Annotated in this window: 21 protein-coding genes and 1 tRNA gene; 8 read left to right on the forward strand and 14 right to left on the reverse strand. The window is 63.4% G+C overall.

Annotated features, from left to right (window positions below):
* Positions 1-23: 23 nt before the first annotated feature.
* Genes IAE24_RS23715 through cysC form a run of 5 tightly spaced genes read right to left on the reverse strand, consistent with a single transcriptional unit; the run spans position 24 to position 3,602 of the window.
* A complete protein-coding gene (locus tag IAE24_RS23715) occupies positions 24-560 on the reverse strand; it encodes a phage tail protein (RefSeq protein ID WP_065347761.1) in 537 nt (178 codons plus the stop codon).
* On the reverse strand, positions 557-1,111 hold the full coding sequence (locus tag IAE24_RS23720) for a GNAT family N-acetyltransferase (protein WP_063326398.1): 555 nt from the start codon (positions 1,109-1,111) through the stop codon (positions 557-559). The genes IAE24_RS23715 and IAE24_RS23720 overlap by 4 nt, the downstream gene beginning before the upstream one ends.
* Entirely contained in the window at positions 1,101-2,291 is a 1,191-nt protein-coding gene (locus IAE24_RS23725) for a sulfotransferase family protein (RefSeq protein WP_199961994.1), read from the reverse strand. The genes IAE24_RS23720 and IAE24_RS23725 overlap by 11 nt, the downstream gene beginning before the upstream one ends.
* On the reverse strand, positions 2,284-2,919 hold the full coding sequence (locus IAE24_RS23730; RefSeq protein WP_199961996.1) for an aspartyl/asparaginyl beta-hydroxylase domain-containing protein: 636 nt from the start codon (positions 2,917-2,919) through the stop codon (positions 2,284-2,286). Before IAE24_RS23730 ends, IAE24_RS23725 begins: the two co-directional genes overlap by 8 nt.
* Complete coding sequence (gene cysC, locus IAE24_RS23735) at positions 2,916-3,602, reverse strand: adenylyl-sulfate kinase (protein WP_043823134.1); 687 nt, start codon at positions 3,600-3,602, stop codon at positions 2,916-2,918. Before cysC ends, IAE24_RS23730 begins: the two co-directional genes overlap by 4 nt.
* Before the next feature lie 917 nt (positions 3,603-4,519).
* Between cysC and IAE24_RS23740 the strand changes: the two genes are divergently transcribed.
* Both IAE24_RS23740 and IAE24_RS23745 read left to right on the forward strand, forming a co-directional pair.
* A complete protein-coding gene (locus IAE24_RS23740) occupies positions 4,520-4,882 on the forward strand; it encodes a hypothetical protein (RefSeq protein ID WP_233626367.1) in 363 nt (120 codons plus the stop codon).
* A gap of 225 nt (positions 4,883-5,107) precedes the next feature.
* Complete coding sequence (locus IAE24_RS23745; protein ID WP_199961997.1) at positions 5,108-5,431, forward strand: bacteriocin; 324 nt, start codon at positions 5,108-5,110, stop codon at positions 5,429-5,431.
* Between the two features lie 131 nt (positions 5,432-5,562).
* On the opposite strand, the gene IAE24_RS23750 is transcribed toward IAE24_RS23745, so the two are convergent.
* Positions 5,563-5,931 carry a hypothetical protein gene (locus IAE24_RS23750; protein ID WP_043823136.1) on the reverse strand — a complete coding sequence of 123 codons (369 nt, stop codon included), beginning with the start codon at positions 5,929-5,931 and terminating at the stop codon, positions 5,563-5,565.
* Positions 5,932-6,121: 190 nt separating this feature from the next.
* Positions 6,122-6,346: a hypothetical protein gene (locus tag IAE24_RS23755; protein ID WP_013802825.1), complete on the reverse strand. Its 225-nt coding sequence runs from the start codon at positions 6,344-6,346 to the stop codon at positions 6,122-6,124.
* A gap of 78 nt (positions 6,347-6,424) precedes the next feature.
* On the opposite strand from IAE24_RS23755, the gene IAE24_RS23760 reads away from it, so the two are divergent.
* Entirely contained in the window at positions 6,425-6,703 is a 279-nt protein-coding gene (locus IAE24_RS23760; RefSeq protein WP_043823138.1) for a hypothetical protein, read from the forward strand.
* A gap of 490 nt (positions 6,704-7,193) precedes the next feature.
* Here the strand turns inward: IAE24_RS23760 and IAE24_RS23765 are convergent, their stop codons facing one another.
* Positions 7,194-8,303: an Ig-like domain-containing protein gene (locus IAE24_RS23765; RefSeq protein ID WP_199961998.1), complete on the reverse strand. Its 1,110-nt coding sequence runs from the start codon at positions 8,301-8,303 to the stop codon at positions 7,194-7,196.
* A 551-nt stretch (positions 8,304-8,854) separates the two neighbouring features.
* On the opposite strand from IAE24_RS23765, the gene IAE24_RS23770 reads away from it, so the two are divergent.
* Together IAE24_RS23770 and IAE24_RS23775 are read left to right on the forward strand one after the other, a co-directional pair.
* Positions 8,855-9,553: an SOS response-associated peptidase family protein gene (locus IAE24_RS23770; RefSeq protein ID WP_099733937.1), complete on the forward strand. Its 699-nt coding sequence runs from the start codon at positions 8,855-8,857 to the stop codon at positions 9,551-9,553.
* Positions 9,554-9,976: 423 nt separating this feature from the next.
* Complete coding sequence (locus IAE24_RS23775) at positions 9,977-10,249, forward strand: hypothetical protein (RefSeq protein WP_199961999.1); 273 nt, start codon at positions 9,977-9,979, stop codon at positions 10,247-10,249.
* A gap of 261 nt (positions 10,250-10,510) precedes the next feature.
* On the opposite strand, the gene IAE24_RS23780 is transcribed toward IAE24_RS23775, so the two are convergent.
* The 6 genes from IAE24_RS23780 to IAE24_RS23805 all read right to left on the reverse strand — a co-directional run bounded on the left by IAE24_RS23780 (position 10,511) and on the right by IAE24_RS23805 (position 20,593).
* Positions 10,511-10,586 (reverse strand) — tRNA-Thr (locus IAE24_RS23780).
* A 26-nt stretch (positions 10,587-10,612) separates the two neighbouring features.
* Positions 10,613-11,620 (reverse strand): class 1 fructose-bisphosphatase, encoded by a 1,008-nt coding sequence (locus tag IAE24_RS23785; RefSeq protein ID WP_013802818.1) that lies wholly within the window; start codon positions 11,618-11,620, stop codon positions 10,613-10,615.
* A gap of 50 nt (positions 11,621-11,670) precedes the next feature.
* Positions 11,671-14,397 (reverse strand): aminopeptidase N, encoded by a 2,727-nt coding sequence (gene pepN, locus IAE24_RS23790; RefSeq protein WP_180317331.1) that lies wholly within the window; start codon positions 14,395-14,397, stop codon positions 11,671-11,673.
* A 77-nt stretch (positions 14,398-14,474) separates the two neighbouring features.
* Positions 14,475-15,579 (reverse strand): peptide chain release factor 2 gene (gene prfB, locus IAE24_RS23795; protein WP_013802816.1). Its coding sequence is split into 2 segments (ribosomal slippage): positions 14,475-15,497 and positions 15,499-15,579, totalling 1,104 coding nucleotides; the frame shifts between segments, so codons are not numbered across the junction.
* A 315-nt stretch (positions 15,580-15,894) separates the two neighbouring features.
* Positions 15,895-17,736: a methyl-accepting chemotaxis protein gene (locus tag IAE24_RS23800; protein ID WP_199962000.1), complete on the reverse strand. Its 1,842-nt coding sequence runs from the start codon at positions 17,734-17,736 to the stop codon at positions 15,895-15,897.
* A gap of 268 nt (positions 17,737-18,004) precedes the next feature.
* Positions 18,005-20,593 (reverse strand): sensor domain-containing protein, encoded by a 2,589-nt coding sequence (locus IAE24_RS23805; protein WP_013802814.1) that lies wholly within the window; start codon positions 20,591-20,593, stop codon positions 18,005-18,007.
* 228 nt (positions 20,594-20,821) lie between these two features.
* On the opposite strand from IAE24_RS23805, the gene IAE24_RS23810 reads away from it, so the two are divergent.
* The 3 genes from IAE24_RS23810 to IAE24_RS23820 form a co-directional block, all read left to right on the forward strand.
* Positions 20,822-21,352, forward strand: a complete 531-nt coding sequence (locus IAE24_RS23810) for a sigma-70 family RNA polymerase sigma factor (RefSeq protein ID WP_199962001.1) — start codon at positions 20,822-20,824, stop codon at positions 21,350-21,352.
* On the forward strand, positions 21,349-22,359 hold the full coding sequence (locus IAE24_RS23815; RefSeq protein WP_199962002.1) for a FecR domain-containing protein: 1,011 nt from the start codon (positions 21,349-21,351) through the stop codon (positions 22,357-22,359). Before IAE24_RS23810 ends, IAE24_RS23815 begins: the two co-directional genes overlap by 4 nt.
* Positions 22,360-22,454: 95 nt before the next feature.
* The coding region (locus IAE24_RS23820; protein WP_199962003.1) for a TonB-dependent siderophore receptor at positions 22,455-24,693 on the forward strand (2,239 nt) is incomplete at its 3' end.

Raw genomic sequence — 24,693 nt, forward strand, 5'->3', positions numbered from 1 at the left:
GGTCTTGCTCTCTTGTATGGCCTTCAGTTGCGCGAGGGGTAGACGCCCTGTACCGCGATGCAGGGGTTAAGCACCAGGGAGGGTTGGCAGTTCTCGTGGGGCAGGTTGCCGCCGGTGGGCGAGACCGAGCCCGGATCCAGGGCCACCAGATTGCCGGGCGGTGCGTAGAAATTCGTGGCCGCCGGTGGCGTTGAAGTGACCATGGCCGTGGCCATGTAGTTGTCTGTGAAGGTGGCCGAGTCGCCGCCGCCCGTGCTGGCTGCCAGCATGTGGGTGTGCCCGGGCAGGTTGGAGACCGTCAGGGTGACGTGTTCGCTGCCTGCGCTTGTGCCCAGCGCAACGGCGGGACTGTCGGTGCTGGACCAGTGCATGGAGACCCGGCCACGCAGGTCTGGCAACTTGAAGGTGGTGACGCCATCGCCACCGTACGTGACGCCCAGCAGGCTGAAGAGGGCCTGGTTCTGGGTGATGCCCAGGGTCTGCCCTGAGCAAGCCATCCAGCCCTTGGGAATCCTGTTCCAGGCGAACAGGCGGATTTCTCCGAGATACGGTGTCGTCATGGGGTGTGTTGCCTTTCTGGGGAGGTCATGGAGGGTGGGGTGCGCGCATGGCCGGCCTGCTGCGGTGCCTGCCATTGCATGTCGAACTGGATGGCATCCGCACTCAAGGTGGAGAAGCCCAGGCGCAGGTAGAGCCGCTGCGCAGCCAGGTTGGTGGCATCGACACTGAGCGTCACCCGGCGGCCCAGCACGGCGGCACTGCCTTGTACCCAGCGCAGCAGCGCCGTGCCATGTCCCTGGCCGCGCGCGGCCAGTGCCAGCACGATGTCCACGATGTGCAGGTCTGCCGCGCTGTCATGCAGTGTCAAGGCGCCAATGGGTGTGTCGCCGGCCTGGACGACGAGGTGGCTGGCGTGGGGAAAACGGCGCTGGTGGCCTGCCTGCTGGAAGCCGTATTGCTGGTCTATCAGTGCCGCCAGCGCGGCCTGCGGCAGCGGCAGCGATTGGAGATGCGGGCGTGCGCAAAGGAACAGATCCCGCAGCAGGCCCTGGTCCTCGGGTTGCGCGGGCCGTGCGCTCAGGCCCCGCGGGCGCAATGCTTCAAGTAGCATGCAGGACCTCCAGGCTATCGAAGGAGCCGGCCCGTCGCAGCAGGTGCGCATAGGGCTCGGCCAGCCGGCTTTCGATGAGATGACGGTCACGGGCGTCGAACACGGCCGCCTTGCTACAGCCGTCGGGTACGAACCGCTGGTCCAGCGCCTTCGCATGCTGGCGCAGGCGCGCCGCCATGCGGGCAAGGGCGGCGTTGCTGCTGGCGAGCCCGAAGCCGTGGGCGATCCGTTCCAGGGTCTCGGGTCCGAGACGGCCGTAGTCCAGCACGGGCAGGCCATGCCCGTCGTGCAGCTCGCGCATGCGCTGCATCAATGCCTGCAGCACCCGGATGCGGTGGTCCAGCACGGAGACGAACGGCTGCCGGTCCGACTGGAGATCAAAGACCGGGGCCAGCCGCGCCAGCGACGGATCGCCCGACATGTGCCGGCCGCATTGCCGGTGGTGGGAGGCCAGGATCTCGACGGGATCGCGCACCAGCAGCAGGCAGGGGACCTGCGGGTACAGGTCGCGCAGCAGCTCCCATTGCAGGAGGTCCCAGGCATTCCACTTGATGACCAGGTCCTGGCGACCGGGTACGGCGGTGCCGATCACGGCCAGCAGGCCGCTGATGGCCTGGCGCTTTTCCTCGGCGCGGAGCGTGGGGTCCAGCAGAAGCTCGGTGAGCACCGGCGGCTCCGACAGCACCATCGTGCTGTCCAGTTCCGACAGGCAGCCCGAGACCAGGGTAGAGCCACAGCGCGAGAGATGGAAGATGAAACCAGCGGGCCGGCGCACCGGGCCTTTCGGTCCCAGGTCTGTGCCCAACCGTGCCAGGGTGGCCAGCGGCGTGCGCGGTCGCAGAAACTGGTTCAGCGGCTGGCGCTGGAGGCAGCGGCCGATGTATTCGTCATGGAAGGGTTCGGTGGCGGGCCCGTCCGGCAGGCACCACTGGATGCTGCGCGTGCGTGCCTCGTACCTGTGGGGCAGCCAGCCGCCGGCCACCAATGCGGCGGCCGGCACGGCGGCCGCCTGGTTCACCTGCTCCAGCGCCTGCATGAGCTGGGCATCGTTCCAGGCGGGAAGACACCACAGCCGGCGCAACTGGGTGAGCAGCGACTCCACGCTCCTGGCCTGCTGGAGCAAGGCCTGTTGCTGGGGGCTTGCAATCAGTTCTGCAAAGGCTGCCTGCAGCTCATGCATGGGCCTGCCCCTTGCCGATGCGGTCGGCCAGCCAGGCGTTGGCAATGCAGTCGATGACCAGATGGGTGCGGTCCTGCGTGCTCTGGTTCAGCACTTCATGCGTGGCGTCGGCGTTGAAGTACCAGAGCTCTCCTGGGGCCATGGGGATCTCCAGGCCTTCCACGATGAACCGCACATCGGGGTGTGTGTAGACGGGCACGTGCAGTCGCGCCTGGCCGTGCTCCAGGCTCAAGCCATGGTCGCGATGCGGCTTGATGGATGAGCCGGCCTTCAGTTGCATCAGGCGCACGGAGCGCAGCGGGCATTGCAACTGGTCCAGCACCTCGCGCATCGCCGGGCTGTGCTGCAGCGAGGGCAGATCGTCCCATTCTTCGTCAGGCGCCTCGATGGAGAAACTCTGAAGAAGAGGGTGGGCCGTCACATGCTGGCGCTGGCAGCGCAGCGGCACCACGCGCCATGCCCCTTCGTAGCCGCGGTGGTTCACATGGTCACACCAGTGTGAGGACAACAGCGCATCGACCTCGTCCCGCAGCCCCTGCAGCCGTACCTCGGCCTCCAGCCGGGCAAACAGGGGTGCGCCGGCGCATGCGTCGGCAGGTGTGCAAGACGGGATGGCCCTGGCATTCATTGCAGTGCCTTGGCCAGCGGCAGGGGTGAGTCCACCAGCGGCACCACGCCACATGCTGCCGGGCCTGGCTCGGCCGCCTGCTCCATCTGCAGCAGCGCCTGTATGCGCGAGACGCAGGCAGCGATGCTGAGCTGGTGCGTGGCCAAGGCCAGGTCCGGAGCAGGGGGCGCCTCGTAAGGAGAGTCGATGCCGGTGAACTGGCGCAGCTCGCCGCGGCGCGCTTTCATGTACAGGCCCTTGGGGTCGCGCTGCTCGGCGACGGACAGGGGAACATCCACGAAGATCTCGAAGAAGTCGCCCTTGTCGAACAAGGCCCGTGCAGCATCGCGCTCGGCCCGGAAAGGGGAGATGAAGGCGGCGATCACGATGGTTCCCGCATCCACGAACAGCCGTGCGACCTCTGAAACCCTGCGGATGTTCTCTGCACGGTCTTCGTTGGAGAAGCCCAGATCGCGGTTCAGGCCCTGGCGGATGTTGTCGCCATCAAGCACATAGGTGCGTCTGCCGGCGGCATGCAGCCGGGCCTGCAGCGCATTCGCGATTGTCGATTTGCCAGATCCGGAAAGACCGGTGAGCCATATGGCGCATGCCCTGTGTCCGTGCAGATTTTCCCTGTCTTGCCTTGTAATGCAGAACGGTTGTGCATGTACGTCGGGCGGTGGGGTATGGCCGGAAAATGGCATGGCTTGGGTGGGAAAGCGGGAAAACGAAAGACGGGTCAATCGGACAGGGCGAATATCTACGAATTGTTAAGAAATTTCAAGAAAAATTACTGACGGCGCCATTCGCTACTTCGCAATGCGAACGCATCCGTCTCCCCTGGGAAATACGTGTCGTAGCGTCCTGTCAGGGGAGTGGGGAGTGTCAATAGCCATTGGCGACGGTTGTTGGCTATTTATTTGTCTCAAGAAGGTGTTTTCAATAGCTTTTCCTGAAAACGTTTATCGACTATTCTCGCAAGTGAGATTCTGGTTGAAATGGTTTTTCATTTTCATTAATACCAATTGCTCCAATGAATATCGCTGAAATGAGAGGAAGCCGCGATCATAGGAGACGCACGGAAAGTGGTATATCACTGGAAATAGGTATTTGTATGGGACGCTCCGTCGCCGGCATCAAGTCCATATCGGCTGCCGAGCGTTCCTGCGCGTGCATGGGCCCGCAGCCCTTTTTCCGTCCGGCGCCGGCAGGTCACGTGTGATGGAGGTTGGAAGCAGGACCGCTGCGTGTATGTCGCCCGAACGGGCTGCAGGCGGCGCGGGCAGCGAATGGCGGGTCCCGGCTGCGATCCGAGGCCCTGGCAGGGGCCGGCCATGCCTGCGAGCCGTTGCGCGATAGAGGGCTGGCAGCGCTCCTACCGGCAGGAGGCAGGGGGGGTGCCCGCGGCAGCATGAAAAAAGCCCCTGGCTCTTGCGAACCAGGGGCTTCTTGTTTGGTGCCCGGCGTTTGTCAAGGTAGTTGTCGCTTCAGTCGTCAGGCCACTCGCCTGACCGAGGAGCAGTTGCAGCACGTGGCCGAGCAGCTGCCTCGCAAGAGCCGCGGCCGACTCGACATGGTTGGCGCCCGCGTTGCCGAGTGCCGGTGACAGATGAAGCGCCGCATGCAGATCCTGTGCAGCCTGCCGCAGTACAGCCGCCTGGTGGACACGCACGCCGGCTTCATGCCCTGGGTGCTGGCGCAGGGCATGAAGAATGCCCGCGCCAAGCTGACCGACGTGCTGCTGTGGTTGTGCGACCGCAAGTGCCCAGGCTGTGGCGGCGTCAAGCTGGGCAAGATGGCGATCTGCGAGACCTGTAAGGACTTTGGCACCCGTGAAGTGCCGCACGAAGCCGAGGGCATGCTGATCTCCGAGCACATTGGCGAGCATGTGGACCGCGCCCGCTGCGGCACCATCGCCGCGCTGAAGCTGATGAAGGGCCTGAAGGTGGTTGCAGCCCAGGCGGTGAGTCTGGCAAGACATTGAAGCGATGGGGGGAAACATCACACGTCCCTAAAGATCACTAGCCCGCTGGCAATGCCTGCGGGCTTTGTTTTTCTGGGTACAGAGCGAATGAATGTTGCGAAGGCGGGAGAGCGCCTTCCCTTACGCCGCGCCGGCTGAGTGGACCACAGGTGCGAGTGAGCAGCAGGGAGTACAACGAAGGTGAGGCGAGGTGCTTCTATCTTCCTCATCTCTGGGGAGAGTGCCATGACTTCATCGATTTCGCTTAAGTACCTGCTGGGACGGCCCGTTGACCCGGATCTTGTTGAGCAGGCCGTTCAGGGGCATGGTGTGCCCTCGCAAGATCCTGATCCCTCCGCACAGATTCGGATGACCAAAGAGGAGTCATCCCGGGAATCAAAATCAACCATGGTGGCCGGCTTCATGATGCTTGGCGCAGTGATGGGTGCGGGAGTCGGTGCCGTAGCTGCTGGCCCTGCAGGCATTTTTGTTGGCGGCGCCCTTGGAGGCTTGATAGGCGCTGGAGCTGGAGAGGCAGCGGGTATGGCGACAGTAGCGCGTGAGGCCTGAAGGCGTCCTACCTGCCATAAATTCTTCTTGATACGCTTCGTATCCCTCCCCTGCTGGCTTAGTCCAGCAGTTACCTACCCTGGCTTGCCTTGGTAGGCTTTTTTTGCAGTGACCCCGCTGAAGTTGCCTGGTCAGTTGCGGTCAAGCTGGGCGAGGTAGTGGCAGATATCAATCCGCGCGTCATACACCGCAGACAACCAATTTCCCGCTATCGGATGAGAGCCGGAGGTTGGCTTCAGGTGCAGAGCTGCCTCATTGACTGCAGGGGAAAAAAATGCAGCAACTGCGCAAGCTGGGTCCTTCCCGGCGCGACGCGTGGCAGCGGCATCGGCCTTGAGATCCCTTTTGAGCGCGATGTATTGGTCCCTGATCTGCTCGACCCGTGCGGTGACCGTTTTGTTGTCGCCGATTGCGTGCAACAGTAGCGTGCAACGCTCCTCGTAGCTGCGTAGCCGCAGCCGGATGGCGTTTGTATCGGCGTGGTCGAATGGCTCGGTCATCGGACCAGTCTATAGAGAACGTTAAGTGACTCATCCCAGACCGGGGGAGTACACATGTTCGCTCAGTGGTTTGCGCCACTTTCGGGTGGCTTTGTTGTTTCCGCCGCCATCAGACGCATCCATGCAAAGCATGGATGGCATGGGGGATGCGAGGCTTGCGAGTGTGCAACGGCACTCGCCGCCGAATCGCTCAGCTCTCTGCTACGTCGATGAGCAGGGAAAGGTAGTTGTCAAGAGCGCGTTCGGTTGTCGCGAGCTCCAACTCTGGGCCACCGGTAGAAGTTCCGATGCGGATGGCGTCTCGGTCAATCAGAAGCGCCTCATGAGCGTGGGCTGCTTGCTCAGGTGTGATGGTCTCAATCAGCCGCACCACGACAGTGGCCAGCGCGCTCAGTTCACCGGCGAGCACATCCATACGTTCATTGTTCAAAAATTTATCCCAGTAGATTTAAAGATGCATCTTAACTGGCGGCCATAGGCAGGCGGCATCCTTATGTCCAAGCTCCAGACATTGAAGAGTACGCTGCCCGTGCTGGACAACCGTCGCGTGCAGACGATGCAGGCCGGCAGCTGGCGCACCAGCGACCAGACGGCCGCGCAGCGGGGCTACGGCTACAAGTGGCAGAAGGCGGGCGAGCAGTTCCTGCGCGAGCATCCGCTGTGCCTCATGTGCCAGGTGCAGAGCAGGGTCGAGGCGGCCACGGTTGTTGACCACATCACCCCGCATCGCGGGGACCAGTCGCTGTTCTGGCGGCGCAGTAACTGGCGCTGACCGGCGTTTGTTCCTGCTGCACGTGCGGTAGTGGACCGCTCATGGCCAGGAGCGGTCTCTCGTCTAGCCAGCTCCGTCGAGTGCCCCGCTGACAAAGGGTTCAATCGTCTGCCGGCGCAGAAGGACCATAGCTAGCTCAGCTTCATGCCTTGTGAAGAACGGAACGGGCGGACTTGACCCTCTGATGTCAACCTCTGTCAGATGCCAAGCCCCGGCGCTTTCGGTCAGCTGAATTCCCCAGTCGCCAAACTCCTTTGGCAAACCCTCCGACTCGATGTAGCGCAACACCTGGTTTCAGCAACGCGTCGGCCTGCGACAGTCGAGCCGCCCTGGTCGAGATCGACCGCCGCGAGGGCTACGAGGTGCGGCTGCTGGCCGAGCTTACAGCCTGCGTGCGACCCCTGATGACGCGTCTAGTCTCAAAGCAGAAGTAAGTGCAGTAAATTATCTGACAACTTCAAAGAATCTGATTAGCAGCGGTTCTCTTGATTTATTTGGCTTTGCTGCGGAGTAACAACGACAAAAAGGCGATCATCGAAGATAAAGCGACTAATCCAAGTTCACCAATGGTTGGTACTGCAGTGATTGTCGGTTTAGGAGGAGTTATGTTTGTAAGGGTGACATTGCCAGTCGCTGTTCCGCCTCGGCCATCAGAAATCTCATACTGAAATGAGATAGGATCTGTAGTATTGCCAGAGGGGGAAAAGGTGATTTCTCCTACTGCCGATACTCCGATGCTTCCGCCTGTTATCAAAATGTTTGATGGAGTACCACGAGTAATTGGATTTCCATTAATGCTGATGATTTGCAAAGTATCCGAATCTGCGTCGGTATCGTTCGCCAAAATATTTAGTATGGTGGGCGAGTTAGGTATAGAGTATTTGTCCGGATTGGCTATCGGCAGATTGTTCTGAATTTTTGGATTGGTATAAGTCTGGAAGTTGTAGAAGCCGACAACTTCACCCGTTGAATCAAGGCCCACCCAGCGAATCTCTTTTATGAAAAGACCGGCCGCAATATCAGAAGGAGACAAAGTCACTCCGAATTTCTGAGGTGGGGCATCAAAAGCGTTTGTGGCATCAGAAACTATTGCGCTCGTTCCATCGCTTGCAAAAATTTGAAGATTAGATCTCTCAAATAAATCGTTCCAATCGACGAAATCGAAGCTGAAAGCAGCAGTTGCTGAGTTGGCTAGTTTAAAGGAGATGCCATTCTCCGTGTTCAATGCGGCAAATATTCCTGGAACTGCTGGTGCGAGGGGGTTCCAAAATAGACACTCCTCCGAATAATTTGATGTCCCTGATCCGGAATTTAATGCATGACAATATTTTGAAGGAGACCAAGCAGTGCTTGTATTGGGGCCGTAGGCTTCTACAGTGAAGCCATTCCAAATATCCGGATTTCCTGCGCTTCCTATGGGCTTCAGGTTTACAGAGGTGCTGAAATCTTCGTGGGTGGAGAATGTCCCTGAACCAATGGCAGACAGGAAACCGGCTTGGTCGTCGATGAAGGTTGAAAATGTCGCCGCCTGGCTGCTCGTGACCCAAGAAAAAATCACCAGAAAGGCCAATTCTTTTAGTGTCGGTATTCCAAAACGCATGTTGATCGTCCATAGATGGAATTTATAAAGACGGGGAGCGTGATGGAAATCATTCTTATTATCAATAAGGGTTTTTGTGAAAGTTTGTCAAGAGGATTTTGGGGGCACTTAGCCTTTGCCCACTACTAGCTAGCGGTATGTAAGAGGCCGAGAGCAGGTTCAAACAATCCAGCAACGATTAACGAAAAAGCGTCTCGGTACATGATTTTTAAGGGTTAATACCTACATCTAAATTCCCTGTAGTTGTTGTGAGAAATGGATGCAACATGGATTTTTGTGTTAATTGCAGGTCAGTTTTGGGTGACTGCTCTTGCAGTGCCGAGTTTGGATTTGCAACGCAGGATGACTTTATAAAAAAATGTTAATTTTTGGCATGAGATGTTACTTTTCGATAGCTGTAGGGCATGATGAGAATTGCCTATCGATAACGCAAAACTGAGCATTTTGCTTAAGCAAAACAGGATGGGTTTGTTTCCAAGCGGATGCTTGTTTCGTAAGCTTGCGAATTCCGCTCTGTGAAGTCCTGTATAGCTATTCAAGAGGCTCTCGGCATGGGTAATAGATATAGCTCTCCCGATATTTCTGATATTGACGAACTCTATCCGCTGCAAGGACCTGCCCCTAAAAAGGGGTGGGGTGTATATATAGTTCCATTGGCATGCGGTCCATATATTAAAGCATGTGAATGCTTAGAAGTTGGGCAATGGGGGTTGATTCCAACGACGTCGCTAAGCAGGCGTCCTTTAAATTTGGATGGTTCCCCTATGTCAACGGAAAAAGCGTTCAGAGAAACGTTGAGCAATGATTACGTCTTTGGCCCGTCTTGGCATGCGGGTCGAAGGTGTCTTATCCCAGTGAGCAGCTGGATCGAGAATTACTCTGGGTTATCTGGTCGCAGTATTAACTGGATGTTCCGACGTTCCGATGGAAAGCCTGCAATGTTGGCGGGGCTGTATAGTGAATGGATCGATCCGGTGAGCGGAGAAAAGGTGCCGAACTATACGGTGATCACACAAGATGCCAGCGCGCACCCAATTCTTTCTCTCATGCATAGGCCTGGCAGAGAAAAGAGGTGTGTGATAGTTCTGGAGCGCCAAGACTGGGATGCTTGGCTGCATTGCACTCCGTCCCAAGCAGATTCATTGATTAAGTTGCCCATGATGGGTGCGTTGATGAGCGGGGCAGAAAACCCAGACGAAGAAGCTCTGTTGCCTCTTGAGCAGTTGCGCGCATTAAAGGCCGGCGGTTAATTTGGTGTTTGCTATCCAATCGTGTGGTAATTTATCAAGTTTTTCTCATGTGGAAATCAGCAATAAGTTAGGCTTGATAATCTTGTTGAAAATGGTGAGAGCATGGAATTAAATATTTATGAGATTCTGCTATTCATTGCAATACAATTAATTTGCTTCTCATTTTTCATGATTGTATTCTGGACATACTGTATTGTTATGAAGAAAAAAATAGCAGAATCTTTTAATATCTTAGCTTTTTCCTTTGGAGTTGCGATTTCTGTCGTTGCTGCAAAACTCATCACACCGTAGCGGATTTCTATTGAAATTGCCGGACCGCATCTCGTCAAGATTTGCTGCGCATATTTTTTGTTAAAAGACTGAGTGGGAAGATAAAGATCACTCCGCGTCCGGTATCAGGAGCTTATGCAAGGCCGTCAAGCCATGATCTACACGCTGCACATAGATATGCAGGTTTCCGGTTGCTATACGGACCGGATCTTGCATGGAAATGTCGAGCTCTTCGAGTTCCAGGCGGCAACTCTCTCCGGTGCAATCCGAGATGGTTGCTCCGTTGGCAACTTGCTGCGACTAGAGGGATTCCACATCTGGTACGGCCATGTCTCCATCGGCACCACGTCGCTCTATGCCATGCGCCACGACGCTGAGGCGCTGGCGCAGCGGCTAGTGAGCCTGCATTCGCAGTTCGGCGGGTAGGGGGAGCGCAGCCCGAACTGTCTTGGTCGGATCTGAAATCCGAGCAAGTTGAAGGCACTTGGTGTGCTGGTGAGGGTACGGAGAGGCCTGAGGAAGAAGCGCCGCTGCGGGCGAGCCAGCTGCAAGCGCCATCGGCTGAACAGGGGGCTTGAGCTGCCGAGGCTCAGGCATGCTTTGGCATGCTGCAAAACAAAAAGGGAAATTGAGTTTCCCCAATTTCCCCTCAGAATCCTTGCGGAACCCGCATGGATGCTATGTTTTTGGTGCCGGAGAAAGGAATCGAACCCTCGACCTTCTCATTACGAATGAGCTGCTCTACCAACTGAGCTACACCGGCGACAGACAAAAATTATAACGGCAAATTCATGCCTCGGAATGGTACTGCGTCACTTTTTCGACTTCGTTCTTCGAGCCGAGGATGACGCTCACACGTTCGTGCAGCTGCGTGGGCTGGATGTCGAGGATGCGCTGCTTGCCGTTGGTGGCGGCGCCGCCGGCCTGCTCTATGAGCCAGGACATGGGGTTGGCTTCGTACATCAGGCGCAGCTTGCCGGGCTTGTTGGGCTCGCGGCGGTCCCAGGGGTACATGAAGATGCCGCCGCGGGTCATGATGCGGTGCACGTCGGCCACCATGGAGGCGATCCAGCGCATGTTGAAGTCCTTGCCGCGCGGGCCTTCCACGCCGGCCAGGCATTCGTCCACGTAGCGCTTGACGGGGGTGTCCCAGTGGCGCATGTTGGACATGTTGATGGCGAATTCCTTGGTGTCTTCGGGGATGCGGATGTTTTCCTGCACCAGCACGAAGGAGCCTTGCTCGCGGTCCAGCGTGAACATGGACACGCCGTCGCCCACGGTCAGCACCAGGGTGGTCTGCGGGCCGTAGATGCAGTAGCCGGCCGCGACCTGCTGGGTGCCGGGCTGCATGAAGTCCTGCTCGGTCACGCCGGGGTGGCCTTCGGGCTTCTTGAGCACGCTGAAGATGGTGCCGATGGAGACGTTGACGTCGATGTTGGACGAGCCGTCCAGCGGATCGAACATCAGCAGGTATTCGCCGTGCGGGTAGCGGTTGGGCACCAGGTAGATGCCTTCCATTTCCTCGGAGGCCATGGCTGCCAGGTGGCCGCCCCATTCGTTGGCCTCGATCAGCACCTCGTTGGCGATGATGTCCAGCTTCTTCTGGACTTCGCCCTGCACGTTCTCGCTGCCGGCCGTGCCCAGCACGTCGCCGATGGCGCCCTTGTTGACGGATTGGCTGATGCGCTTGCAGGCGCGGGCCACGACTTCCAGCAGCAGGCGCAGCTGGCCGGGGATGAGGCCGTCCACGCGTTGCTGCTCGACCAGGTAGCGGGTCAGGCTGACGTTTTTCTTCATGGGTTCAACTCCTAAAAATCCGGGAGGCGCGGCCTGGGCCGCGCCTTGGGTCAATCCGCGAGGGCGCGGGTAACGACTTCACGCACGTCGTTGCTGAGTTCAGCGCGGGCCGCCACGCGGGCGACGGCCTCGCGTGCGGCCGTGCGGTAGGGCTCGGCCAGCTTGCTCCAGCGGTCCAGGGCGCGCGCCAGGCGGGCAGCGACCTGGGGGTTGATGGCGTCCAGCTCGATGACGCGCTCGCTCCAGAACACATAGCCCGCCGCGTCGGCGCGGTGGAAGGCGCCGGGGTTGGCGCTGCAGTAGCTGAAGATCAGGCTGCGCGCGCGGTTGGGGTTCTTGATCTGGAAGTCGGGGTGCTTCATCAGCTGCTTGACGGCCGGCAGCACGTTGCCGCCACGGTCGCAGGCGCCGCCTTGCAGCGCGAACCACTTGTCCAGGACCAGCGCATCGTGCTGGAACAGCTTGTGAAAGCGCGCCAGGGCCTGGGCGGCCAGCGGGTGGCCGCTTTGCACCAGTGCCGTCAGGGCGCTCATGCGGTCGGTCATGTTGCCGGCGTCCTTGAAGCGCTGCAGCGCCTTGCCGGGCCAGACGCTGTCGCCCGAGGCGCGTGCGGCCAGGCACAGCATGGACAGGGCCAGGCCTGCCAGCGCACGGCGGCCGGAGCTGACGGGGTCGGGGCGGTAGGCGCCGGTGTCGCTGTGCTCTTGCCATGCCTGCTGCCAGTCGGCCTGCAGCTCGGTCGCCAGTTGCTGGCGCATGGCTTCACGCACGGCGTGCACGCGCTGCGGATCGACCACGGCCAGTTGCTCGGCGATGTAGCTTTCGCCGGGCAGGGCCAGCATCAGCTCCTTGAAGGCCGCATCCAGCTGGGGATGGCGCAGCACGCCGCGCATGGCCTCGATGAAGGAGGCCGGCAGCAGGGCGGCCGTGATCTGGCCGCTGGCATCTGCCGTGATGGAGGTGTCGCCAATGGCCTGCAGCGCGATGCGCAGGCCCAGGCGCTGGCCGGCTTCCCAGCGGTTGAAGGCGTCGCTGTCATGGGCCAGCAGGGTCAGCAAGGCGGCATCGCTGTCGCTGTGCTGCAGCACCACGGGGGCGCTGAAGCCACGCAGCAGCGAGGGCACGGGCTCCTGGTCCACGTCGGTGAAGACGAAGCTGTGGCTGGGCTCGGACAGCACAAGCAGGCGGCTGTCGCCCGCTGCCGCCTGGTCCTCGCCCTGCAGGCGCAGGGTCAGCGCGCGGCCGTCCTGGCCCAGCAGGCCCATCTGCACGGGGATGACGAAGGGCAGCTTCTCTGCCTGGCCCGGCGTGGGCGCGCAGCTTTGGCTCAGGGTCAGCGTGTAGGTGCGTGCGGCGGCGTCGTAGCTGCCTTCGGCGTGCAGCTGGGGCGTGCCGGCCTGGCTGTACCAGCGCTTGAACTGGTCCAGGCGCTGGGCCAGCTCGCTGCCGGGGTTGGCGTCGGCCATGGCCTGGGCGAAGTCGTCGCAGGTGACGGCGTGGCCGTCATGGCGCTCGAAGTACAGCTTCATGCCCTTGGCAAAGCCTTCGCGGCCCACCAGGTTGTGCTGCATGCGCACGACCTCGGCACCCTTTTCGTAGATGGTGACGGTGTAGAAGTTGTTGATCTCGATGTAGCTGTCGGGCCGCACCGGGTGGGCCATGGGGCCCGCATCTTCGGGGAACTGGGCGGTGCGCAGCACGCGCACGTCCTCGATGCGCTTGACGGCGCGCGCCGAGGGGCTGCCCGCCATGTCCATGCTGAATTCCTGGTCGCGGAAGACGGTCAGGCCTTCCTTGAGCGACAGCTGGAACCAGTCGCGGCAGGTGACGCGGTTGCCGGTCCAGTTGTGGAAGTACTCGTGGCCGACGACGGACTCGATGTTGGCGTAGTCGGTGTCGGTAGCCGTGGACTGGCTGGCCAGGACGTACTTGGTATTGAAGACGTTCAGGCCCTTGTTCTCCATGGCGCCCATGTTGAAGTCGCTGGTGGCGACGATCATGAAGCGGTCCAGGTCCAGGGACAGGCCGAAGCGGGCCTCGTCCCAGGCCACGCTGGCCATGAGGGAGTTCATGGCGTGCTCGGTCTTCTCCAGATCGCCGGGGCGCACGAAGACCTGCAGCAGGTGGTCGCGGCCTGCGCGGCTCTTGATCTTTTGCTCGCGCGCAACCAGATTGCCGGCCACCAGGGCGAACAGGTAGCTGGGCTTTCTGTGCGGATCGGCCCACTTGGCGAAGTGGCGGCCGTCTTCCAGCGCGCCTTGCTCGACCAGGTTGCCGTTGGACAGCAGCACCGGGTACGCGGTCTTGTCGGCGCGCAGCGTCACGGTATACATGGCCATCACATCGGGACGGTCCAGGAAATAGGTGATGCGGCGGAAACCCTCGGCCTCGCACTGGGTGAAGAACGTGCCCTGGCTCACATACAGGCCCATGAGCTTGGTGTTCTTGGCGGGCGCGCAGGTGGTGAAAATTTCCAGATCGACGGGGTCGCCGCCCTCGGGCAGGTTCTCCAGCACGAGCTGGTCGCCGTCCATCTTGAACGAGGTGCCGCCGCCGTTGACCAGCACGCGCGCAAGGTTCAGTTCATCGCCGTCCAGGCGCAGCGGCTGCGCCGGCACCTCGGTGTTGCGGCGCACGCGCATCTTGTTGAGCACGCGGGTCTTGGCCGGATCGAGATCGAAGGTCAGGTCCACGGTGTCGATCCACCAGGCAGGAGCCTGGTAGTCGGCGCGGTGGATGGCGGTGGCAGGGGCCTGCCCGTCACGCAGTTGCAGCATACAGATTCCTTCCTATGCCAATATCAGGGGACAGAGTTCAAGCCCCTGTGCGGCCGGTGCCGCCCAGGGGCTTGAAATCAGAGGCCTTGCTTGAGCGAGGCTTCGATGAAAGCGTCGAGGTCGCCGTCCAGCACCTTCTGGGTGGCCGAGATTTCGACGTTGGTGCGCAAATCCTTGATGCGGCTGTTGTCCAGCACGTACGAGCGGATCTGGTGGCCCCAGCCCACATCGGTCTTGGTGTCCTCCAGCTTTTGCTGCTCCACCATGCGCTTTTGCATCTCGTGCTCATAGAGCTTGGAGCGCAGGCGCTGCCATGCCACGTCGCGGTTGCTGTGCTGGCTGCGGCCGTCCTGGCATTGCACGACGATGCCGGTGGGCATGTGCGTCAGGCGCACGGCCGAGTCGGTCTTGTTGATGTGCTGGCCGCCCGCGCCCGATGCGCGGTAGGTGTCGGTGCGCACGTCCGAGGGGTTGATCTCGATCTGGATCGAGTCGTCGATCTCGGGGTAGACGAACAGCGAGGCAAAGCTGGTGTGGCGGCCGCCCGAGCTGTCGAAGGGCGACTTGCGCACCAGGCGGTGCACGCCGGTTTCGGTGCGCAGCAGGCCGTAGGCGTACTCGCCTTCGATGTGGATGGTCGCGCTCTTGATGCCGGCGATGTCGCCCGGCGTCTCTTCCTCGACCGTGGCCTTGAAGCCCTTGCGCTCGGCGTACTTCAGGTACTGGCGCAGCAGCATGCCGGCCCAGTCGCAGGCTTCGGTGCCGCCGGCGCCGGCCTGGATGTCCACGAAGCAGTTCAGCGGATCGGCTTCCTTGCCGAACATGCGGCGGAACTCCAGCTCCTCGATCAGCGGCTGCAGCTTGGCGGTCTCGCCCTCGATGGTGAGCAGGCCGGTCTCATCGCCTTCTTCCTTGCTCATCTCGAACAGCTCGGCGTTGTCGGCCAGCTCGGTGGTCAGCTTTTGCAGCGTCAGCACGACGCCGTCGAGCAGCTTCTTTTCCTTGCCCAGCTCCTGGGCCTTCTTGGGGTCGTTCCAGACGCTGGGATCTTCCAGCGAGGCGTTTACCGTGCGCAGTCGTTCGTACTTTGCATCGTAGTCAAAGATACCTCCGTAGATCTGCCGCACGCTGCGACAGATCTTCGAGGGTGTTGCCGATGAGGTTGATGCGTTCTGCTTCCATGATGTGTTCCGTTCTTCTGATGAATGTGTTCTTGGCCGAATCGCCGATTTTCTCATGCTGGGGCATCGTGCCGGGGCAAGCGCCCGCCGCGCGGGTCTGGAGGCGCGCTGCCGTGTGACGATGGCTTTCAAAACAAGGGCTTGCAGCGGCCGATCATGGCAGATTTGAAGGACTTGGCCGTGGCAATGCGCAGGTTGCAGCGTGGACTCTGGCGTGTTCTGGCTGCAGACCTCCCGGAAAAAAGGCCCGGCCAGCTGGAGCTGGTCGGGCCTTGGCATGCATGTCCGCCCCCGGCGGGGCGGGCGAAAACCTGGTTCAGAAGGTTTCCCAATCGTCGTCGGAAGCCGTGCTGGCCGCCTTGGCCTTGGTTTTGGCCGATGCCGTCACGGCGGGCCGGGCCGGCTGTGCCGGCTGGGCCGGGCGCGCGGCGCCAGCCGGAGCAGAGGGGGCTCCGGTCGCAGAAGGCAGGGTGGCCGAAGCACGTGCGGGCACCGCGCGTTTGGGAGCGGAAGGCGCCAGATGCGGGCGGGGCGCCGTCGGCGCGTGGCGGGGCGCTGCCACGGCGGCGGCCTGGTTGACGCCACGGCTGTTGCCCAGCATGCCGGTGGACGGCGAGAGCTTGAACACGCTGACCACCTCGGCCAGCGCCTTGGCCTGGGCCTGCAGGGCGCCGGTGGCCGCCGCCGATTCCTCCACCAGTGCGGCGTTCTGCTGGGTCATCTGGTCCATCTGCGTGACGGCCTGGTTGACCTGCTCGATACCGGCCGTCTGCTCATGGCTGGCGGCCGAGATCTCGCCCATGATGTCGGTCACGCGGCGCACGCTGGCCACGATCTCCTCCATGGTCTTGCCGGCCGAGTCGACCTGGGCGCTGCCTTCCTCGACCTTGCCCACCGAGTCGTCGATGAGCTGCTTGATCTCCTTGGCGGCGGCTGCCGAGCGCTGGGCCAGGGTGCGCACTTCCGAGGCGACGACGGCAAAGCCGCGTCCCTGGTCACCGGCGCGGGCCGCTTCCACGGCCGCATTCAGCGCCAGGATATTGGTCTGGAAGGCGATGGAGTCGATGACGCCGATGATGTCCACGATCTTGCGCGAGGCATCGTTGATGGCGGACATGGTCTGCACCACCTGGGCCACGGCCGAGCCGCCGCGCACGGCGACCTGGGAGGCGGCGGCGGCCAGCTGGTTGGCCTGCTGGGCGTTGGCGCCGTTTTGCTTGACGGTGGAGGTCAGCTCCTCCATGGAGGCGGCAGTCTGCTCCAGCGAGCTGGCCTGTTCCTCGGTGCGGGCCGACAGGTCCTGGTTGCCCGAGGCGATCTGGCCGCTGGCCGTGGCGATGGAGTCCGTGCCCTGGCGCACCTGGCCGACGATGCGCTGCAGGCTCTCGTTCATGTGCTGCAGGGCCTGCAGCAGCTGGCCGGTCTCGTCCTTGCCATGCACCTCGATGCGGCTGCCCAGGTCGCCGGCGGCCACGGCCTGTGCCAGGCTCACGGCCTGCTGCAGGGGGCGTGCCACGCTGCGGGCGATCAGCAGCGCCATGCCCAGGCCGAAGAGGACGGCCCCCGCCAGCAGGGCGATCACCCACCAGCGCGCGGCGGTGAAGATGTCGTCGCCTGCCTGGTTGGCATCCTCGATGCCCTGGGCGTTGATCTTGAGCAGTTCGTCCAGCTTGGTGTTGATGGCACGGCTGGTCTTGACCGAATCGCCGCGCAGCACCTCGGACGCCTCGTCGGTGCGCAGGGCGTGGGACAGGTCCACGATCCTTGCCGTGTGCTGCGCGTACTGGCCCAGGTCGTCCTTGATGCCGGCCATCAGCTCGCGCTCACGCGCGGTGTTGGCATAGCGCTCGAAGGCCTGCTGGTTCTTGAGCAGTTCGGACCACAGCGCCGGCATGCTCTTGTCGTAGATGGCCATTTCATCCATCGAGGTGGCCAGCACATGCTGCATGGTCTGCGAGCGGTAGCGCTGCAGCTGGTAGCGCATCTCCATGATCACGCGCTCGGCGGGCATCCAGTGGTGCGCCAGGTCGGTGGCCGTGCGGTTCACACGGTCCAGCTGGACCACGGAGAACAGGCCCAGGCCGGCGGTCAGCAGCAGCAGGGCGATGAAAGAGGCCAGCAGCTTGTGGGCCAGCTTCAGATTGCGGAAAAACATCATGGTGGGGAGTGCCGTACGGCGAGAAGCGAAAGCGGGTGAGCGGCGGTGGCTGCGAATCGAGGGGATGCGGTGGCGATCGGTGGCGATCAGCGGGACCGACACTCGGCCCCGCCATGCCGCAGTTATCGGTCACTTGCCGGCGAGGCTTAGGGAAAAATAGGTCCAGTCCGAATATTTATTGCGGATTGTTACTTTTTCCGGCCAAGGTCTCCGCGCGCATGGCCTGGTCCGCTCACATGCCCGTTCAGACGTCCGATCACACGCCCGCTCACACGTCCGTCGCCACGCCGGCTTGCAGGCTCGATGCCTGCAGCCACCGCTCCAGATCCGCTGCCGGCAGCGGGCGCGAGAACAGATAGCCCTGCGCGACCGGATAGCCCTGTTCGCGCAGGATGGTGTTCTGCGCAGCCGTCTCCACTCCCTCGGCCACCACGGTCAGGTGCAGGCTGCGGCCTATGCCCAGGATGGCGTTGCTCAGGGCCTGGGCGGCTTCGTCGTTTTCCAGGTCGGCCACGAAGCTGCGGTCCAGCTTGAGCTCGCTGACAGGCAGACGGCGCAGGTAGCTGAGGCTGGAGTAGCCCGTGCCGAAGTCGTCCATGGACAGGCGCACGCCCTGGGAATGCACGGCCTGCAGCGTGCGCATGGTGCCCGGGTTGGTGTCCAGCAGCAGGCTTTCGGTGATCTCCAGCGTGAGGTCCTGCGGCTTGAGCGCGTTGTGCTCCAGCGTGTCGGCAATCATGCGCGGCAGGTCCAGGTTGTGAAAGCTCGTGGGTGAGAGGTTGACCGACATGGCCGGCACGTCGATGCCCCGGCTGCGCCACTCCCCCAGCTGGCGGCAGGCCTCGCGCAGTGCCCAGGTGCCCAGTTCGCCGATCAGGCCGCATTCCTCGGCCAGCGGAATGAAGCGTGCGGGCGAGATCTCGCCGAATTCCGCATGGCTCCAGCGCGCCAGGGCCTCCACGCCGTAGAGGCGCCCGTCCTTCAGGTCGAGCTGGGGCTGGTAGTGCAGTCGCAGGCCGCCGCTGCGCAGGGCGTCGCGCAGCGCCGTCTCCAGCACCAGCCGCTCCTGCGCCAGGCGGTTCATCTCGGGGCTGAAGAAGCTGTAGAGCCCGCGCCCGCCCGATTTGGCCTGGTACATGGCCATGTCGGCGCGGTGCAGCAGCGTCTCCATGTCGCGCCCGTCGGCGGGAAACACGGCAATGCCGCAACTGGCCGTGCTGGCCAAGGACACGTCGTCGATCATGCAGGGCTCGCCAAGCGCCGACTGCAGCCGCTCGATCACCTCGGCCGCCTGCGCACCGCCGCAGTGTGGCAGCACGATGACGAATTCATCGCCCGACAGGCGCCCGGCAATGTCGCCCGTGCGCAGCTCCGCCTGGATGCGCTGGGCCACGCTGCACAGCAGCCGGTCGCCAGCCGGGTGGCCCAGCGAATCGTTGACCTGCTTGAAACGGTCCAGGTCGATGAAGACCACGGCCAGCTCGTGGCCCTCGTGCGAAGCCACGGACAGCGCCTGCTCGGCCTGGGCCAGCAGCAGGCTGCGGTTGGGCAGGGTGGTCAGCCCGTCGTAGAAGGCCAGCTGCCGGATGCGGCGGCGTGCCTGCTCGCGCTCCAGCGCCAGCGCGCACAGGTCGGTGCAGGCCTCCACCAGCCGCTGGTGGAAGGGATCGGGGCCGGGCCGGTCGAAATGGCGGTAGTAGAAGGCAAAGGTGCCGGCCACGCCGCCCTGCAGCCCGCAGATGGGCGTGGACCAGCAGGCCGTATACCCCAGCGGCAGGATGAGGTGCTTGAAGTCGGCCCACAACGGATCGGTGGCGATGTCGCCCACCAGCACGGGCCGGTTGTGGAAGGCCGCCGCCCCGCAGGAGCCGACATTGGGGCCGATGGGCACGCCGTCCAGCGCCGCCGAATAGGAGGCCGGCAGGCTGGGCGCGGCCAGCGGATGCAGGCGGTTCTGGTCATCGACTTCCAGCACCGAGACCGCAATGTCGGGCGCAATGCGCTCGACCTCGCGGCACACCAGGTCCAGCACCTCGGTCAGCGGCTGGTCGCGCGCCATGGCCTCCAGGGCGCGCCGCTGCAGCACCTCGTGCATCTTGGCCTCGGTGATGTCGGTGATCACGGTCACCGTGGTGTGGAGGCGGCCGTCGGGGCCCATGACGGGATTGGCCTGGGCGCTGACCCAATACCGCTCGCCGTCCTTGCCGACGAGGATTTCCTCGCGGTACACCGGCTTGCCTGCGTCCAGTTCGGCGCGGTAGGCGGCCGTGAATTCGGGCGAGGCATGGGGCACCAGCAGGGCGATGGGCGCACGGCCCACGACCTCTTCGCTGCTCCAGCCGAACATGCGGGTGAAGCCTGCGTTGACATAGGAGATGGTCCAGTTGCCATCGGCGATCACCACGGCCGCGTCGGTGGCATCGGCCACCAGGGACAGGCGCCGCAAATGCTCCTGCCGTCTGCGGTCGGCCTGCACCCGGGCCGTGATGTCGGTGGCAATGCACAGCACATGGCTGAGCGCCCCCTGGGTATCCAGCACGGGGGCATAGGTGGCCTCCAGCCAGCAGGTGCTGCCGTCGCGGCGCCGGTGTTCGCCCACGCGCGAAATCGTCTCGCCCGCGCCCCAGCGCTGGCGCCACCGGCCGTAGGCGTCGGGATCGGCATGTGCCTGGGTGCACAGGTCACTGTGCAGCAGGCCCTCGGCGCCCGAGGTCGGGTAGCCAAGAATGGCTTCGTAATTGGCGTTGGCGCGCATCAGCCGGCCTTCGGGCGTGAACTCCGCCAGCGCCATGGCCTTGTCCAGCGTGCTCCACAGCGCCTGCTGCCCTGCCGTGCCTGCTACCCGCGTTTCGAACATGGTTCGCTCTCCTGATGGATGCTGAGCTGATGATGATTGTTTCCAAATGATACCGATCCGGCGCAGCAGCTGGATGTCCAGCCACACCTGATCGCACTTGCTCCCTTTGTTCGCCCTTGGATGGTCCGCCTGATGGCACTCTTAGGCAAGTGCTGCCGCTGGTTACAATGATTTGAGAATGATTCTTGTTTGATGGTGCCTCCCGCCTTCAAGCCATCGGGTCCTACCATGCCATCCGCCCCAGCCTCCAGCGCCGCCTCCAGCCCCTTGCACCGCGAAATCTCCACCCTCTATGCCGGCCACCATGGCTGGCTGCAGGGCTGGCTGCGCCGCCGACTTGGCAATGCCTGCGACGCGGCCGACCTGGCGCAGGACACCTTCATCCGCCTGCTCACCGCGCCTGCGGGCGACTTACCCGCCCTGCGCGAGCCACGCGCCTACCTGGCCACGGTGGCGCGGCGCCTGCTGATCAACCACCTGCGCCGCCAGTCGCTGGAGCAGGCCTGGCTGCAGGCCCTGGCCGCACTGCCAGCGCCGCAGGCGCCGTCGCCCGAGCAGCAATTGCTCATCCTGCAGGCGCTGCAGGAGGTCGATGCCATGCTCGACGGCCTGCCGCCCAAGGTGCGCGCGGTCTTCATCCTGTCCCAGGTCGAGGGGCTGACCTATGCGGCCATTGCCGAGCAACTGGGCATGGGCCTGCGTTCGGTCAAGCGCTACATGGCCCAGGCCATGGCCGAGTGCATCCTGCTGTCGGCATGAACGCCGTGGACTCCCAGGCCGCAGCGCCGCTGTCGCGCGAAATCGCCTTGCAGGCCGCCGAATGGTTTGTGCTGCTGCACTCGGGCGAGGCCAGCGAGGCCGACCACCGCGCCTTCGAGGCCTGGCGCACCCGTGCCGATGTCCATGCGCAGGCCTGGCTGCACGCCCTGGCCGTGAGCCAGCGCGCGGGCAGCCTGCCGCCCGCACTGGGGGCACCGGCCCTGGGCCGCAAGCAGCGCCGCCTGGGCGCCATGGGCCGCCGCGATACCGTGCGCGCGCTGGCCCTGCTGATCACGGCCGCCCCCGTGGGCTGGCTGGCCTGGCGCGCCACGCCCTGGATGCAGTGGACCTCCACCCATGCCACGGCCACGGGCGAGCGCCGCGAATGGACGCTGGACGATGGCAGCCGCATCGTGCTCGATACGGGCAGTGCCGTCGATGTGTTGTTTGACGAGGCGCTGCGCCGTGTCCACCTGAATGAGGGCGCCGTCTTCATAGAGACCGCGCCCGACCCGCAGACCCCACCCCGGCCCTTCGTGGTCACCACCGGGCAGGGCAGGGTGCGCGCCATAGGCACGCGCTTTGTCGTGCGCAGTGTCCGGGAGCGCAGCGAGGTGGCCGTGCTGCAGGGCGCCGTGCAGATCACCACCCGTGGCGGCGCCGCGCAGCAGCTGCAGGCAGGCCAGCAACTGTGGTTTGACGCCATGGGCATGGGCCGTGCCGAGCCTGCGGACGCCAGCGCCGCCCAATGGGCGCGCGGCCTGCTGGCTGCAGACAACATGCGGTTGGCCGACTTTGTGGCCGAGCTGTCGCGCTACCGCTCCGGTTGGCTGCACTGCGATCCGTCTGTGGCGGATTTGCGCGTCACCGGCGCCTTTCAGCTGGGCGATGCCGATACCGGCACGGACGCCGTGCTCGCCAACCTCGTGCACCTGCTGCCCGTGCAGGTCCACTACCGCACGCGCTACTGGGTGACGGTGGCGGCGCGCGGTACACCACCGGCTTGAAATTTCTTTCGGAATCTGGCCCCTTTCTGCGGCAGGCCGTGTCCTGTTCGATGGCAACCGATTTCATCGAACGACTTCCGAAGGAAAAACAGACCATGGCTCTCCGGCCCGGCATGCGCAGCGTGGCGCGCACTCCCTCCCCCTTGCTCTTTCCACTGTCCCAGACAGGTCTCGCCGTGCTCATGGCAGCGGGCCTGGCGGCAGGCGCCGCCTTGCCGCGCGCTGCGCTGGCCCAGGCCGGTGCGGCGGCGGCCAGCGCGGTGCAGCGTCCGTTCCAGGTGCCGGCAGGCCCGCTGGCCGCCGCGCTCACGGCGTTTGCCGCCGACGCAGGCGTGAGCATCAGTGCGCCGCCCGCCCTGGTGCAGGGCCGGCGCACCCAGGGCGTGCAGGGCCGCCTCACGGTGCGCGAGGCGCTGGACCGGCTGCTGGCCGGCACCGACCTGCAGGCGCAGGCGGCGGGGGAGGGCGGTTTTGTGCTGCGTGCGGTGCCCGAGGCCACCCAGGCATCGACCGTGCTGGGTGAGGTCAGGGTGACCGCCGCGGCCCAGGCAGAAAGCCCCTGGGGCAGCACCAGCGGGTATGTGGCGCGCCGGGCCAGCACGGCCACCAAGACCGATGCCTCGATTCTGGAGGTGGCGCAATCGGTGTCCGTCATCACGCGCGACCGCATGGACGACCAGGGCGTGCGCACGCTCAACGACGCCGTGCAGTACACGGCCGGCGTGCGCACCAATACGGGCGGGGCAAATCCTGCGGACGACAGTTTGTCGGTGCGCGGCTTCAGCCAGTTCTCGGGCAATTTCTACCTGGACGGGCTGCGCCTCATGCCGCTGGGCACGCTGGGCTTTTTCGGCATGGAGCCTTACGGGGCCGAGCGCATGGAGGTCCTCAAGGGGCCGGCCTCGGTGCTGTATGGCCAGAACTCGCCGGGCGGCATCGTGAACTTCGTGTCCAAGCGGCCTTCGGCCGATGCGGTGCGCGGCATGGAGTTGTCCGTGGGCAGCCATGCTCGCCGGCAGGCGGCCTTCGACCTCGGAGGGCCGGTGGGTGACGATGGCACGGTGAGCTACCGCCTGGTGGGGCTGGCCAGGGCGGCCGACCAGCAGATCGACTTCATGCGTGATGACCGCGTCTACCTGGCGCCCAGCCTGACCTGGGCGCCGGACGCGCGCACCAGCGTCACGCTGCGCGGCTTCTACCAGAAGAACCACGCCATGATGTCCACCAACGTGCAGTGGGATGCGCTCAACGGGCGCAACCCCAATGGCCGGCTGCCCCTGAACCGCTTCCTGGGGGAGCCGGGCTTCGACCGTGAAGAGACCGAGGTCGCATCGCTGGGCTACGACGCACGGCACGAATTCGACAGCGGCTGGACGCTGCGGCAGAACTTCCGCTACCTGCACGCACGCAACCACGAGCAGTACATGTTCCGCTACGGGCCGCTGATCGACGGCTCCGTCACCAACCGGGAGATCGATTCGCGCGATGGCAAGGGCGGCGTCTACACCGTGGACACCAGCCTGTCGGGCCAATTCGCGGCGGCCGGCCTGCAGCATGAACTCATCGTGGGGCTGGACTACAACCGCAGCCGCTCCAGTTTCGACTCCTATATTGCCGACGGTCCGCAGCTGGACATCTACCGGCCCGTCTATGGCAGCTTCATCGACACCTCGCTGCTGCAGCCCGATGCGCTGCGCGATGAGCGCGCCCAGCAGGTAGGCCTCTACGTGCAGGACCGCATCCGCAAGGACCGCTGGGTGCTGGCCCTGGGCGGACGCCACGACTGGAGCCGCCTGGAGCAGACCAGCCGCCTGGCCGACCCCGTGTCCACCAGCGTGCGCAAGCCCAAATCCTTCACCGGCCGTGTCGGCCTGACCTATCTTGCAGACAACGGCGTGGCGCCCTACGTCAGCTACAGCGAGTCGTTTGTCCCTTTGATGGGCGCTGACCGCAACGACCGGCCCTTTGATCCGGAAACCGGCAAACAGGTCGAGGTCGGCGTCAAGTACTCGCCCGACGAACGCAGCAGCTTCACGCTGGCCGCCTTCGAGCTGCGCCGGCAGAACGTGCTCACCACCGACCCCGAGAACGTCCGCTATTCCATACAGCAAGGCGAAGTGCGTTCTCGCGGCATCGAGTTCGAGGCGGCAGTCCAGCCCACGCGCGGGCTCAAGCTCCTGGCCGCGCTGACCTACAACCCCGTCAAGGTGACCCGGGCCCAGCCAGACCAGTGGGGCGGCAACGTGCAGGGCAAGTCGCCTTACGAAGTGCCCCGCAAGATGGCGTCGGCCTGGGTGGACTATGCCTTTGGGGGCGACCTGCTGGGGCTGGGGG

The organism is Delftia sp. S65 (assembly GCF_016516495.1).
Classification (GTDB): Bacteria; Pseudomonadota; Gammaproteobacteria; order Burkholderiales; family Burkholderiaceae_C; genus Comamonas; species Comamonas acidovorans.